The sequence below is a fragment of the Pseudomonas sp. H1_D05 genome (assembly GCF_054682705.1).
In genome coordinates this window covers 296,227-309,091 of the sequence record NZ_CP162825.1, presented here as the reverse complement: position 1 = coordinate 309,091, position 12,865 = coordinate 296,227, and the positions used below count along the sequence as shown (strand labels likewise).

Below are 12,865 nucleotides of genomic sequence, written 5' to 3'. Positions count from 1 at the left end.
GCGAGCTTGCTCGCGAATGCGGTAGATCAGTGACGTCTTCATTGACTGACACTCCGCCTTCGCGAGCAAGCTCGCTCCAACAGGTTTTGCATTGCACATCAGGATCGTGAGGGGGCCAGCTCCATCGCAATCATCGGCTTGCTCCGCGCATACCGGCTCAAGCGCTCCGCCATCGCCTGGGGCAGGGCCGGGTCGAACGTGAACCCGCGTCGCTCATAAAAACCGCGCAAATCCGGATGGCAGAACAGCCACACCGGCTCGCTCACATCCTGCACCGCCGCTGCAATCAGCTTTGCGGCAACGCCCTGTTCACGACACCCCGGATCAACGAACAACCCGGTCAACCAATGCCCGCCGGACACTGGCCGCAAGCACAACGCGCCCACAATCTCTCCGCGCCGCGCCACCCATAACTGTGCCTCGCGAACCGCTTTCATCGAGGACTGGTGGCTGCGGTAAAACTTGTTCATCAACGGCCATAACGACTCGTCGAGCAGGCTGTATTGGGTGTCGGGCATGGGATCGGACTGTCGGCGTGAAAAGCGCCGATTATAAAAGAACGCACGGCTCTGGATAGGTGTATACCTGACCTCACATCCCCTGTGAGTGGAGTACGCATCATGTCCAAAGGTATGGATTCAAAGAAAGCCGCGAAGAAGAAACCGGCCAAGACCGCGATTGAAAAACGCGCGGAGAAGAAAGCCAAGAAAGTCGACATCTTCGGTCACTGATCACGCCTTTCGGGAGCCCGGTTCTCGGGCTCCTGCCTGCATCCGAAAATAATCTGCAAGATTGCACTGCGTCGTTGCACAGAAGGGGACGATCCCCGTTCCGAGCAACGCCATGCCCCATTACTTCGACGCCGCCCATCGTCAGCAGGTCGAAACCCTGCGCCAACGTTTCACCGCCCGTACCGAGTGGCCGACCTGGCTGTTGCTGATTGGCGTCTATGGCGGTTGGTATGCCATTGTTCTCAATAGTCACTGGCTGGGCCGTGCCTTGAGCACCTTGGTGCTGATTCCGCTGTTGTTTTTGTAGTGCTGCACCTTTTGCCTTCGCGAGCAGGCTCGCTCCCACAGGAGAAACGCATTCCAATGTGGGAGCGAGCTTGCTCGCGAAAGCGTCCGCTCCGGCAGCATTTCTCCTCGTGCTGAACCGATTCTTGTGCAAAAAGTGCCAGATACTGGCCGACTAGTGGCCTTGCGCAAGACTTCGTGCTGGCTATGCTATCTGTAACTAACTATGTCGACCGTCATGTCAAAACTTGGCTGAAATGCAGGGTTAGTCCGTGAATTCATGCTGCCAGAGTGCGCAACCCAAGGCACCGACACTGAACCAACAAGGAGCGTCGCTTACATGGAAGTTCTTCAACGCGTTAGGGCTGGCCCGCGTGCGGGCTATCAAGAGAAGGATGTCTTGATTAGAGCGTCGCTGCATGGACGCTCCGATTGATCATCATTTATCACCTGACAACTTCCTCCCGTGGAGGAATGCGTGTGCCTGTTCTGTGGAACGTAGTGGTGGATCGTGAAAGAACTGAACTTTCATCAAATCAAAAGTCCGCGCGGAAGGTGATACAACCATGTTCAACCTACATCACAAGGCTGACCTGCAGGAAATCGAGCGCTTCAGCTGCGCCCTGACCGAGGCCAATGCCAAGTTGGCCGCGATCAGCCGTTCGATGGCCATGATCGAGTTCAGCCCTGACGGCATCGTTCTCGATGCCAATGAAAACTTCTGCAAGACCATGGGCTACAGCGCCGATGAAGTGCGTGGCAAACATCATCGGGTGTTTTGTGAAGAGGCTTTCTATCGCAGCGAGGAGTACGCCAAATTGTGGCGTGACCTGGCGCGCGGTGAGCCGATCAGCGGCACTTTCCTGCGCTTGAACAAGGCCGGCAGGGAAGTCTGGCTCGAAGCCAGTTACATGCCGGTATATGGCCCGGACAAACAGGTCCAGAGCGTGATCAAAGTGGCCGCCGACATCACCGCTCGGGTTAATAAAGAACATGAAGAAGAAAGCATGCTGGCAGCGATCAGCCGCTCCATGGCGGTGATCGAGTTCACTCCGGAAGGCAATGTCATCGCCGCCAACGACAACTTCCTCAAGACCATGCAGTACTCGCTCAACGAAATCGTCGGCCATCATCACAGCCTGTTCTGCCATCGCGCCGAAGCCGAGTCCTCGCAGTACAAGGCATTCTGGGCCTCGCTCAACCGCGGCGAATATCACTCGCACCGTTTCGAGCGCAAGAACAAGTCGGGGCAGATGGTTTATCTCGAAGCCTCGTACAACCCGTTATTCGATGCCAAAGGCCGCTTGTACAAAGTGGTCAAGTTCGCCAGCGACATCACCCATCAGATGACCACGTTGCAGAACGCTGCCGAATCGGCCCACAGCACCTCGGTACAAAACGACGCCTGCGCGCAAAAAGGCTCACAGGTCGTGCAGCAAACCGTGCAGATCATTCAGGACATCTCCCGCGACCTCAACGAAGCGGCGGCGAGTATCGATGCGGTGAGCAAGCAATCGGACATCATCGGCACCATCGTCCAGACCATTCGCGGCATTGCCGACCAGACCAACTTGCTGGCGCTCAATGCCGCCATCGAAGCGGCGCGAGCCGGTGAACATGGACGCGGGTTTGCCGTCGTTGCGGATGAAGTGCGCAGCCTGGCGGCGCGAACCAGTCAGGCTACCTTGGAAATTGTCGAGGTAGTGCGCAAGAACCATGACCTGTCGCTGAGTGCGGTGTCGAGTATGCAGTCGAGCCTGAGCCGCACCGGGCTAGGTGTGGAGCTGGCGAATGAAGCGGGGGAGGTAATTCTGGAGATTCAGCAGGGATCGCGGCATGTGGTGGATGCTATCAGTCAGTTCAATGAGACGTTGCAGTTGAATTGAAGATGCCAAATAACAGCCCTTCGAAATGAGGGGCTGTTATCTGTAGGCATCAAGAAGACAGACGACCTATTTTCGCAAATTGAAGTTTCCACGGACGTCTGCGAATTGGCTGTTGTCCAGCGATCTGGCGGTGAACTTGAAACTGCCCTTTACGGTGCCATTAACCAAATCTACTTCATCGATTGTGACCGAACCGCCCTCAGAAATTGAATCCCAGGAAGCACCCTGAAAGTTTTTCGGGTTGTAGTTGCCACCGACGGCTCCTTTTTCGAAGGCGTAAGTCTTGTTTGCCTCGATTTTTTTAGCGATATAGATATCAATCCCCTGAGCGGTGAGGACTTCACTCGCCCACCCGGCTATGTATGAATGGTCAGAACTTAAATCCATTACGAGCCGGCTGGTAGCAACCAGCACTTCGCCATTGCCGTTCTCATTCACGTATAGGGCAAAGTGTCCGCTGGCGTTGATAGCTGCATTTTTCATTTTATTGGTCATGACTTTCTTCCTTGTCGATAGTAGGTGGGAGCACGTCGACGCTAGGACGCGCTCGAGGTCATACTTCGGCAAGCAGAATCCGCTGTCTACTGTCAGAAATTACAGGTAAAGGGGCTGATTACCGGTTAACCGATGAAAGGCGCAAAGCCCCAAACGGAAAAAAAGGCCCTCGTGGGGCCTTCTTTCAATGTTATGAAACTTAGAGCGCAGCGAGAAACTTGCCCGCCTGCTTGTCGCTGTCCTTCACATCGTTGTCTTTTTCCGCCTGCGCCAACTTCATTTTGTCCTGCAAGCGCTCGGCGATCTCTTTGCCGATGGCCAGTTGTTTCTCCGGCGGCATGGCTTTGATGTCGTCTTCGGTCAGCCCCATGGACTGCAGGATACTGTCGCGCAGACGCTGTTCCGGCGTCTTGCTCATGTAGTCCTTGAACTCGTCAGTGGCGGATGCCGCCGAGGCTGTGGTGGCGTCGGTCGATTGCAGGTTCACGCGGGTCTTGGCGAACGCTTCGTCGACGTTATCGCTGATGCGTGTGGCTTCGCTGACTTGCTGGGTGGCGATCTGTGTGGCCGAGTCCTGCACCTTGGCAGTGGCTTCGGCGGTTTGCGCCTGGGGCTGGTTTTGCAGGGTTTGCAGCATTGCGCCGTGCAGACCACCTTGCAGACCGGCTGCGGCGATGGACGTCGCATCGTCATTCAACGCTTTGGGCAGGTGAATGATTTGCTGTTGTTTGGCACTGATCAACATGACGTGTAGACCTGTAGGTAATTGCTGACTCGCGTATCGGAGCAATTACCGTGCCTTTTGAATAAATCCTTTTATTTCAACAGCTTGATCATCAGTCAGGTATTCGTGGCGGTCATCCCTTGCCGATAAGCGGCAGAGGATGACCGTTGTCCATCAGCGATGAGCGATGTTTTCCAGCGCCAGATTGCGCGTGCGCGGGCCGAACCAGCCGATGGTCAGCATCACGATCAGCATGCTGCTGACGATAAACGCCAATACCCCCGGCGTACCGAAATTGTCGAGAAACAAGCCGATCAACAAGCTGCTGAACACTGTCGACAAGCGACTGAACGAATAACAGAAACCCACGGCGCGCGCGCGGATGTTGGTCGGGAACAATTCGCTCTGGTACGAGTGATAGCTGAAACTCAGCCAGGCGTTGCAGAAAGTGATCATCACCCCGCAGAAGATCAGCCCGAATGCGCTGGTCTGCAGGGCGAACAAGGTGCCGAAGGTCATCGCGCCGAGGGCCGAACCGACGATCTGCCATTTGTTCTCGAAGCGGTTGGCGAACTTGACGAACAGCAGCGGCCCGAGCGGGTAGGCGAGGGTGATGATGAAGGCGTACATCAAACTGTGAGTGACGCTGACGCCCTGACCGGACAGCAGCGCCGGCAGCCAGTTGCCGAAACCGAAGAAACCGATTGCCTGGAAGATGTGGAAGACGATCAGCATCAACGCGCGGCGACGATACGGCGGCTGCCAGATATCGGCAAAACGGCCCTTGCCTTCGACGTCGACGGGCACGGCTTCGGGGGCGTCCAGCGGTTTGCCGTAGTCCTTCTGGCAACGGGTTTCAATGTGGTCGAGAATCCGGTTGGCTTCCTCAAAGCGGCCATGCTGCGCGAGCCAGCGCGGCGATTCCGGCAGCCGTTTGCGCAGCCACCAGATAAACAGCGCAAACACCGCGCTGGCCAGCACCACCCAGCGCCAGCCGGAGACACCGAACGGCGCTTGCGGCACCAGCCACCACGACATCAATGCCACCGCCGGCACCGACAGGAACTGCACGAAAAACGCGAAGGCAAAGGCTGAACTGCGCATGCGTTTCGGCACCAGTTCCGAGAGGTAAGCATCAATGGTGACCAGCTCGATGCCCAGGCCAATGCCAACCAGAAAGCGCATGCAGATGATACCCAGCGCCGAACTCTGAATCCCCATCAACACCGTCGCCGCCGTGTACCAGACCAGGGCGAAGGTGAAGATCGCACGGCGGCCGAAACGATCCGCCAATGGGCTGAGCAGACTGGCGCCGAGGAACAGGCCGAGAAACGTTGCCGAGGCAAACGCCGCTTGATCAGAGAAACCGAACACGCCCTGATTGCCAGTGGCAAAGATCCCGTCGCGGATCAGCCCGGGGCTGATGTAAGCGGTCTGGAACAGGTCGTAGAGTTCGAAAAATCCACCGATCGACAGCAGCGCCACCAGCCGCCAGATCGTCGCGACCGCCGGAAGGCGATCGATGCGGGCGGACACCTGAGCGGCGCGGATCGGGTCGATGCCGTCGCTTTGCGCGGTGGCGGGGGCGTGTGCAGTCATGGGCTGGTCCATTTTTTATTGATGGAAAAGCTTAGCCTGCTATCGGAGTTCACGGATTGTGAATATCGGCGGATTAAACAGATAAACCGCTGAATTCTCGCAATATCTGCTTACGAATTAACGATTTATGCCGCAGCCGCCGAATCCGGTAGCGCCGAGGCTGGCAGCCCGAAAATCCGGTCAAACAGCCAATTGAAGGCAAACGTGTAGCAGGGGATGAAAATGATCAGCGCCAGATCCAATAGAAACGCCTGCACCAGACTGATGTTCATCCACCACGCGATCAATGGAATCAGAAACACGATCAGCGTCAGTTGAAAGCCCACCGCATGAGCGATACGGCGTTTCACTGTGCGCGTGCGCGATTGCTGGCGGCTTTCCCAGTGCTCGAACAACGAGGTGTAAATGAAGTTCCAGGTCACGGCGATGGTGGTGATGATCACCGCCAGTGGCCCGGTGCTGCCCGGTGAAGTGCCGGACAACAACGCCAGGCCGAGGGCGGAGAAGGTCATGCCGATCACTTCATAGAGCGACACATAGACCAGTTTGCGTTTGACGCCTTGCATGGGGAGTTGCCTCTTTCTTGCCGTTTGTTGGCCAGCGGGACTGGCGAAGGCGGCAAAAGATAGCTTCAATAGAGCTGACAGAAAAAGTCAGTAGCTTTCAGTTTTCTTGATAGGTGTGCAAAGTGAATTTCAACACTGACAGCATCGAGCTGTTTCTTGCCGTAATCGAACGCGGCTCGTTTTCGGCGGCGGCGCGTGCGCTGGGCAAAGTCCCGTCGGCCGTAAGTATGGGCATCGGCAACCTTGAGGCGGAACTCGGTTATCTGCTGTTCGACCGCAGCCATCGCGAACCACAACCCACGGCAATGGCGCTGTCGCTGGTGCCACACGCGCGGCTGATCGCCGAGCAACTCAAGCAACTGCAAGTGCACGCGGTGGAACTGTCGCTGGGGCTGGAGAGCAAGCTGTCGATCGCCGTGGTCGCGGACATCGACCGGCGCCGTTTGCTGGCGGCGATCAAGCTGATCGCCGAGCGGCATCCGCTGCTCGATATCGAAGTGCTGACCGCGCCGCAGGACGACGTATTGGCGATGCTGCACAGCGGCCGCGTCAGCCTGTGCCTGGCGTTCGCCGGATTGAGCATGAATGTACTGGAGCGTTTTCAGTTTGTCGGCAGCGAACGGATGATCGCCACCCTGGCGGCGGACAGTCCGTTGTTGCAGGGGCAGGATCTGTTTCTCGAGGATCTGGTGCATGTACGGCAAATCATCGTCGCCAGTCGTGACTTGCCAATCAGCGAAACACGGCCGTTGGTGGCGGAGTCGTATTGGCGCACGGACAATCTCGAGACGGCCATGGAAATGGTCGAGGCAGGATTGGGTTGGGGTAATTTCCCGCTGTCGGTGGTGCAGTCGTGGATTGAGTCCGGGCGACTGAAACGGCTGAATTTCCGCAACATCGAAAATGGTCTGGTGATGCCGGTGCATGCGGTATGGCTCAAGAGCCAGCCCTTACAAAAGGGCGCACTGGCTCTGGTTGATCTGCTCAGCCACTAGCGACTGTGGAGATCCAATGTGGGAGCGAGCCTGCTCGCGAAAGCGTCGTGTCAGTCGGCACATGCTTATCTGACACAGCGCTTTCGCGAGCAGGCTCGCTCCCACAGGGATTGTGTTTCAACCTTGAATCTGTGGGAAGTCAGGTGCTTTCGCGAATCTTCAGTTCAAAGCCCATGTCTTCCACCGGACGCGCCACGCTGTTACCGGCCATCAACGTCAGCATCTGCTCCGCCGCGCGCCGCGCCGATCGCTTCACGCGGGGTGTTGATGCTGCTCAGGCGCGGCACCATGTGCTCTGACATCGGCAAGTCGTTGAAACCGAGAATCGCTACCTGCTCAGGAATCTTGATGCCGTTGCGCAGCGCCTCCAGCAACGCACCCTGCGCCAGGTCATCGTTACCGAAGAAGATCGCATCAACGTCCGGATGCGCCGCGAGCAATTGCAAAAACAACTCCCCGCCCAAGCCCACCGATGAAGAACGAGGCGTCAGTACTTCCAGATCCGGGTCGTAACGTCCGGCCTTTTGCAACGCTTTGCGAAAGCCTTCACCGCGCAACAAGGTGCGCTGATCAAGTTGCGCACCGATGTAAGCCAGACGCTTGCGCCCACGCGAAAGCAAATGTTCGGCCGCCGTTTCACCGGCACTCAGTTGCGAGAACCCTACGCAATTCACTCCGGCAGCGCTGTCCAGTTCCATCATGTACACGCAGGGAATGTTGCTCGCCTCGATCATCCGTCGTGAACTTTCCGTGCGATCAAACCCGGTCAGCAAAAATCCACGCGGCTGATAGGCCATGTAGTTGCGCAGCAGGTTTTCTTCTTCATCGCGTGAATAGTGGAAGTTGCCGATCAGCACTTCGAAGCCTTTGGGCGTCAGTACCCGATGAATGGCTTCCAGCGTATCGATGAACAGCAAGTTGGATAACGAAGGCACCAGAACCACCACCGAATGGCTCTGCGCCGAGGCCAATGCGCGGGCGGCAGGGTTGACCACGTAGTTGAGTTCGAGCGCGGCTTTCTGGACTTTTTCCACAAGGTCAGTGGCCACGGTGCTGACACCGCGCAAGGCGCGGGAGGCGGTAATCGGGCTGACACCGGCCAGGCGGGCAACTTCATTCAGGGTGGGACGGCCGGTGGTGCGAGTGTTTTTATCGTTTTTAGGGGAGGTCATCGGGCGGCTTGCCAAACAAAAATCAAGGCACTAAGGTAGCGCTGTCCTGATGCAGCTGTAAATGCGTAAGCGAGGTCCTGCCTGATCTTCGCTTTTTGGCGTTGGGAACAAACCTGCTGCAACCCAAAAAAACGACAAGAAGGCGTCGGCAACTTCTGCCTGTGCACTAGAGTCATAGCTAGCAAAGGTAGCGCTGTCTGCGCGCTGAGGTGTTATATGAGTCATCCCATCACCGCCCTGGTCATCATGGGCGTTGCCGGTTGCGGCAAGACGTGCGTCAGCGAGGCCCTGTGCCAATTGAGCGGCGCCACTGCCATTGAAGGCGATACTTTCCATCCGGCCGCGAACATCGAAAAGATGAGCGCGGGGATCCCCCTGAACGACGACGACCGTGCCGGCTGGCTCGACAGCCTGTGCGATGAACTGCGTCGCGTCGACGCGCTGGGCAAGCGCCCGGTGCTGACCTGCTCGGCCCTTAAACACAGTTATCGCGAAGTGTTGCGCAGCGCCTTGCCGGGCCTGGGTTTCGTGTTTCTTGAATTGACCCCTGAAGTTGCCGCTGAACGTGTGTCCCACCGTCCGGGCCACTTCATGCCCGCGACGTTGATCGAAAGCCAGTTCGCCACCCTCGAATCGCCGAAGGGTGAGCCGTTGACATTGGCGTTGAATGCTTCGATCCACAGCGTTGAAGAACTGGCGTCCCAGGCTCACGTCTGGTGGCAGGCCCACGGTCTGAAACAGGCGGTATGAGTGTGTTGAAAGAGATAGCGCTGTCCTTCCGAGTTCTGTTTAACCCGCTTTAATAACAACAACAATCCAGGAGACACCCCCAATGTTTGGCATGTCCCACGACGCCTACCTGCTGCTCGATGCAGTGGTCACGGTAATCGGCCTGATTATCCTGATCACCAAATTCAAGATTCACCCGTTCATTTCCCTGACCATCGCCGCCGCGTTCCTCGGCCTGACGTCGGGCATGCCGATCGGCACCATCATCAAAGCGTTCCGGGACGGCTTCGGTGGCGTGCTCGGTTTTGTCGGCATCATCCTTGCGCTGGGCACCATGCTCGGCAAAATGATGGCCGAGTCGGGCGGGGCGGATCAGATCGCCCAGACCCTGATCCGGGCGTTCGGCAAAGACAAAGTCCAGTGGGCGATGATGTTCGCCGCATTCCTTGTCGGCATCCCGCTGTTCTTCGAAATCGGCTTCGTGCTGCTGATTCCGTTGGTGTTCATCGTTGCGCGCCGCACCGGCGTGTCGATCATCAAGATCGGTATCCCGCTGCTCGCCGGTCTGTCCGCCGTGCACGGTCTGGTGCCACCGCACCCGGGCCCGCTGCTGGCCATCGGCGTGTTTGGCGCTGACATCGGCAAGACCATTCTCTACGGTCTGATCGTTGCGCTGCCGACCGCGATCATTGCCGGTCCGATCTTCGGTACGTTTATCGCCAAGCACATTCCGGGTCACCCGAATCAGGAACTGGTCGATCAACTGGCCCGCGAAAACGACGACTCGGCCAAGCTGCCGAGCTTCACCATCACCCTGATTACCGTGCTGTTGCCGGTGTTCCTGATGCTGCTGAAAACCTTCGCTGACGTGGCGCTGCCGGACGGCCACTTCTTCCGCACCTGGATGGACATGATCGGTCACCCGATCTCGGCGCTGCTGCTGGCGTTGCTGCTGTCGCTGTACACCTTCGGGCACAAGCAGGGCATCGGTTCCCAACAGATGCTCAAGTGGCTCGACGCGAGCCTGGCGCCAACCGCCGCGATCATCCTGATCATCGGTGCTGGCGGTGGTTTCAAGCAGATGCTGGTGACCAGCGGCGTGGGCGACGTGATCGGCCACATGGCGGTCAGCGCACAGATCTCGCCGATCCTGCTGGCGTGGCTGGTGGCAGCGGTGATTCGTATCGCGACCGGTTCGGCAACTGTGGCGACCATCACGGGCGCGGGCATTGTCGTGCCGGTGGTGGGGATGATTCCGGGCGTTAACCGTGAGCTGCTGGTGCTGGCCACCGGCGCCGGTTCGCTGATCCTGTCCCACGTGAACGACGCCGGTTTCTGGTTGGTGAAGCAGTACTTCAACATGACCGTGGCCGAGACGTTCAAGACCTGGACGGCAATGGAAACCATCCTGTCCATCGTTGCGTTGGGCTTTATCCTGCTGTTGTCGCTGTTCGTTTAAGCGACTTCACGCAGGCACAAAAAAACCGCAGCGATGCGGTTTTTTTGTGGGTGATCGTTCCCACGCTCTGCGTGGGAATGCAGCCCGGGACGCTCTGCGTCCCAAAGCGGACGCAGAGCGTCCATTGAGGCATTCCCACGCGGAGCGTGGGAACGATCAGAGGCGGGTCAGTTATTTGGTAACTAACCCATCCGCCCGGAACATCCCGCGAATCCCGCGCACCGCCTGACGAATGCGGTCCTGGTTTTCGATCAGCGCAAAGCGCACGTGATCGTCGCCATACTCACCAAAACCCACCCCCGGCGAGACGCAGACCTTGGCCTCGGCCAGCAGTTTCTTGGCAAACTCCAGCGAACCCAGATGCGCGTACTGCTCAGGAATCTTCGCCCAGACGTACATCGACGCCTTCGGATTCTCAACCATCCAGCCCAGTTCATGCAGGCCTTTGACCAGCACGTTGCGGCGCTGGCGATACTGCTCGGCGATGTCGCGCACACACTGCTGATCGCCTTCCAGAGCGGCAATCGCCGCGACTTGCAGCGGGGTGAAGGTGCCGTAGTCGTGGTAGCTCTTGATCCGCGCCAGAGCGTTGACCAGTTCCGGATTACCGACCATGAAACCGATGCGCCAGCCGGCCATGTTGTAGCTCTTGGACAGGGTGAAAAACTCCACAGCAATGTCCTTGGCGCCCGGCACTTGCATGATCGACGGGGCTTTCCAGCCGTCGTAGACGATGTCGGCGTACGCCAGATCGTGAATCACCAGCACGTCGTACTGCTTGGCGAGGGCGATCACCCGTTCGAAGAAGTCCAGTTCCACGCACTGCGCGGTCGGATTCGATGGGAAGCCGAGGATCATCATTTTCGGTTTCGGAATCGAACCGCGAATGGCCCGTTCCAGTTCGTCGAAGAAGTCCACGCCTGGCACCAGCGGCACCGAACGCACCTGGGCACCGGCAATCACCGCACCGTAGATGTGAATCGGGTAGCTCGGATTGGGCACCAATACGGTGTCGCCCTGATCCAGGGTTGCCAGCATCAAATGCGCCAGGCCTTCCTTGGAACCGATGGTGACAATGGCTTCGCTTTCCGGGTCGATGTCGACCTCGTAGCGTTGCTTGTACCAGTTGGAAATCGCCCGGCGCAGGCGCGGAATCCCCTTGGATGTGGAGTAACCGTGGGTGTCTTCGCGTTGGGCAACCTGGACGAGTTTTTCGACAATATGCGGCGGCGTGGCGCCGTCGGGGTTGCCCATGCTCAGGTCGATGATGTCTTCACCACGACGCCTGGCAGCCATTTTCAGCTCGGCGGTGATGTTGAAAACATAAGGGGGGAGTCGATCTATGCGCGCAAAGCGGCGCGGCGAACCTTGTTCAGCCATTGTTGCCTCGGATAACGTAAGCGCCCGGAACCGTCCGAGCGACGCTGGTCACTGCGGTGACCTGTGGCGGAAGATAAGGGCTGTGATGGCATACTGTCCAGCGCGTTTTTCAAACATATTTGCCCAAGGAAATCGGTAGATGGAATTCACCAGCGGCTTCTTGCTGAGCCTTTCGCTGTGCCTGGATATCGGCGTAGCCAACATCGCCATGATCACCCTGGCGATGCAGCGTGGTTACTTTCAGGGCTTTGCGTTGGGCCTCGGCACCTGTGTTGGCGACCTGATTTATGCGGTGCTGGCGTTGGCTGGAATGACGGTTTTGCTGCAATACGAAACCGTGCGCTGGGTGTTGTGGATTGGTGGTTCGGCGCTGCTGATCTACTTTGCGGCGAAGATGATTTACTCGGCGATCCATCACGAAGCGCTGCTGGCCGAGACCGCTGAGGTGGGGCAGAACTCCCATCGCAAGGAATTCTTCCGGGGGATTTTTCTCGCCATGTCGTCGCCGAGCGCGATTCTCTGGTTCGCGGCGGTGGGCGGCACCTTGATTGCGCGTTCCGGTGGTGGCGGTCCTTTGAGTTCGGCGCTGTTCCTCGGTGGGTTCCTCTGCGCCGGACTGCTGTGGTCGGCGGGTTTGTGCTTCGCTGCGAGCCATGGTGGCAAGCTGTTGGGCGATAAGCTATTGCGCTATTCCTACCTGGCATCTGCAGCGATCTTCTGCTATTTCGCGGTCTACGTGATCGTATCTGGTTACAACGAATTTGTCGGTTCGGGCGCCGTCGAGCAGTTGCACGCGCTGTAACCGTGCGATTTGGATCGGGCTTTCTATACTCCCAGCCGAACC

Annotated in this window: 11 protein-coding genes and 3 pseudogenes; 7 read left to right on the top strand and 7 right to left on the bottom strand. The window is 57.9% G+C overall.

Translation table 11 applies throughout. The annotated features are described in order from the left end of the window. Positions 1 to 98 precede the first annotated feature (98 nt). Positions 99 to 518 carry a GNAT family N-acetyltransferase gene (locus AB4O11_RS01480; protein WP_460091992.1) on the bottom strand — a complete coding sequence of 140 codons (420 nt, stop codon included), beginning with the start codon at positions 516 to 518 and terminating at the stop codon, positions 99 to 101. Between the two features lie 325 nt (positions 519 to 843). Here AB4O11_RS01480 and AB4O11_RS01475 point away from each other — a divergent pair. The 3 genes and pseudogenes from AB4O11_RS01475 to AB4O11_RS01465 all read left to right on the top strand — a co-directional run. Next, a pseudogene (locus tag AB4O11_RS01475) lies at positions 844 to 1,035 on the top strand (fatty acid desaturase); the annotation flags it as partial. Positions 1,036 to 1,582: 547 nt separating this feature from the next. Then, positions 1,583 to 2,311, top strand: a pseudogene (locus AB4O11_RS01470) (PAS domain-containing protein); the annotation flags it as partial. 51 nt (positions 2,312 to 2,362) lie between these two features. Further along, entirely contained in the window at positions 2,363 to 2,902 is a 540-nt protein-coding gene (locus tag AB4O11_RS01465) for a methyl-accepting chemotaxis protein (protein WP_225919999.1), read from the top strand. Between the two features lie 66 nt (positions 2,903 to 2,968). Here the strand turns inward: AB4O11_RS01465 and AB4O11_RS01460 are convergent, their stop codons facing one another. From AB4O11_RS01460 to AB4O11_RS01445, 4 genes are all read right to left on the bottom strand, one after another. Continuing rightward, positions 2,969 to 3,397 (bottom strand): hypothetical protein, encoded by a 429-nt coding sequence (locus AB4O11_RS01460; protein WP_460091991.1) that lies wholly within the window; start codon positions 3,395 to 3,397, stop codon positions 2,969 to 2,971. 199 nt (positions 3,398 to 3,596) lie between these two features. Then, positions 3,597 to 4,142: a hypothetical protein gene (locus AB4O11_RS01455; RefSeq protein WP_460091989.1), complete on the bottom strand. Its 546-nt coding sequence runs from the start codon at positions 4,140 to 4,142 to the stop codon at positions 3,597 to 3,599. 153 nt (positions 4,143 to 4,295) lie between these two features. Continuing rightward, complete coding sequence (locus AB4O11_RS01450) at positions 4,296 to 5,720, bottom strand: MFS transporter (RefSeq protein ID WP_460091987.1); 1,425 nt, start codon at positions 5,718 to 5,720, stop codon at positions 4,296 to 4,298. 125 nt (positions 5,721 to 5,845) lie between these two features. Further along, positions 5,846 to 6,286, bottom strand: coding sequence for a PACE efflux transporter (locus AB4O11_RS01445; RefSeq protein WP_034153370.1), 441 nt, complete (start codon positions 6,284 to 6,286; stop codon positions 5,846 to 5,848). Between the two features lie 122 nt (positions 6,287 to 6,408). Between AB4O11_RS01445 and AB4O11_RS01440 the strand changes: the two genes are divergently transcribed. After that, positions 6,409 to 7,281: a LysR family transcriptional regulator gene (locus tag AB4O11_RS01440; RefSeq protein WP_460129917.1), complete on the top strand. Its 873-nt coding sequence runs from the start codon at positions 6,409 to 6,411 to the stop codon at positions 7,279 to 7,281. Positions 7,282 to 7,420: 139 nt separating this feature from the next. Here the strand turns inward: AB4O11_RS01440 and gntR are convergent. Beyond that, a pseudogene (gntR, locus tag AB4O11_RS01435) lies at positions 7,421 to 8,453 on the bottom strand (HTH-type transcriptional regulator GntR). Positions 8,454 to 8,669: 216 nt separating this feature from the next. Here gntR and AB4O11_RS01430 point away from each other — a divergent pair. Then, positions 8,670 to 9,203 (top strand): gluconokinase, encoded by a 534-nt coding sequence (locus tag AB4O11_RS01430; protein WP_095048167.1) that lies wholly within the window; start codon positions 8,670 to 8,672, stop codon positions 9,201 to 9,203. An 82-nt stretch (positions 9,204 to 9,285) separates the two neighbouring features. Next, positions 9,286 to 10,641: a GntP family permease gene (locus AB4O11_RS01425; protein WP_460129915.1), complete on the top strand. Its 1,356-nt coding sequence runs from the start codon at positions 9,286 to 9,288 to the stop codon at positions 10,639 to 10,641. 171 nt (positions 10,642 to 10,812) lie between these two features. Here AB4O11_RS01425 and alaC read toward each other — a convergent pair whose 3' ends face one another. Beyond that, entirely contained in the window at positions 10,813 to 12,021 is a 1,209-nt protein-coding gene (gene alaC, locus AB4O11_RS01420) for an alanine transaminase (protein ID WP_430947631.1), read from the bottom strand. Between the two features lie 139 nt (positions 12,022 to 12,160). Between alaC and AB4O11_RS01415 the strand changes: the two genes are divergently transcribed. Continuing rightward, entirely contained in the window at positions 12,161 to 12,823 is a 663-nt protein-coding gene (locus AB4O11_RS01415; protein ID WP_041479200.1) for a LysE family translocator, read from the top strand. The last annotated feature ends 42 nt before the right edge of the window (positions 12,824 to 12,865 follow it).

What these genes read in the sequence shown, in the direction of transcription:
- AB4O11_RS01480 (WP_460091992.1), bottom strand. Translation starts at nt 518, where the DNA reads ATGCCCGACACCCAATACAGCCTGCTCGACGAGTCGTTATGGCCGTTG.
- AB4O11_RS01465 (WP_225919999.1), top strand. Translation starts at nt 2,363, where the DNA reads ATGACCACGTTGCAGAACGCTGCCGAATCGGCCCACAGCACCTCGGTA.
- AB4O11_RS01460 (WP_460091991.1), bottom strand. Translation starts at nt 3,397, where the DNA reads ATGACCAATAAAATGAAAAATGCAGCTATCAACGCCAGCGGACACTTT.
- AB4O11_RS01455 (WP_460091989.1), bottom strand. Translation starts at nt 4,142, where the DNA reads ATGTTGATCAGTGCCAAACAACAGCAAATCATTCACCTGCCCAAAGCG.
- AB4O11_RS01450 (WP_460091987.1), bottom strand. Translation starts at nt 5,720, where the DNA reads ATGACTGCACACGCCCCCGCCACCGCGCAAAGCGACGGCATCGACCCG.
- AB4O11_RS01445 (WP_034153370.1), bottom strand. Translation starts at nt 6,286, where the DNA reads ATGCAAGGCGTCAAACGCAAACTGGTCTATGTGTCGCTCTATGAAGTG.
- AB4O11_RS01430 (WP_095048167.1), top strand. Translation starts at nt 8,670, where the DNA reads ATGAGTCATCCCATCACCGCCCTGGTCATCATGGGCGTTGCCGGTTGC.
- AB4O11_RS01425 (WP_460129915.1), top strand. Translation starts at nt 9,286, where the DNA reads ATGTTTGGCATGTCCCACGACGCCTACCTGCTGCTCGATGCAGTGGTC.
- alaC (WP_430947631.1), bottom strand. Translation starts at nt 12,021, where the DNA reads ATGGCTGAACAAGGTTCGCCGCGCCGCTTTGCGCGCATAGATCGACTC.
- AB4O11_RS01415 (WP_041479200.1), top strand. Translation starts at nt 12,161, where the DNA reads ATGGAATTCACCAGCGGCTTCTTGCTGAGCCTTTCGCTGTGCCTGGAT.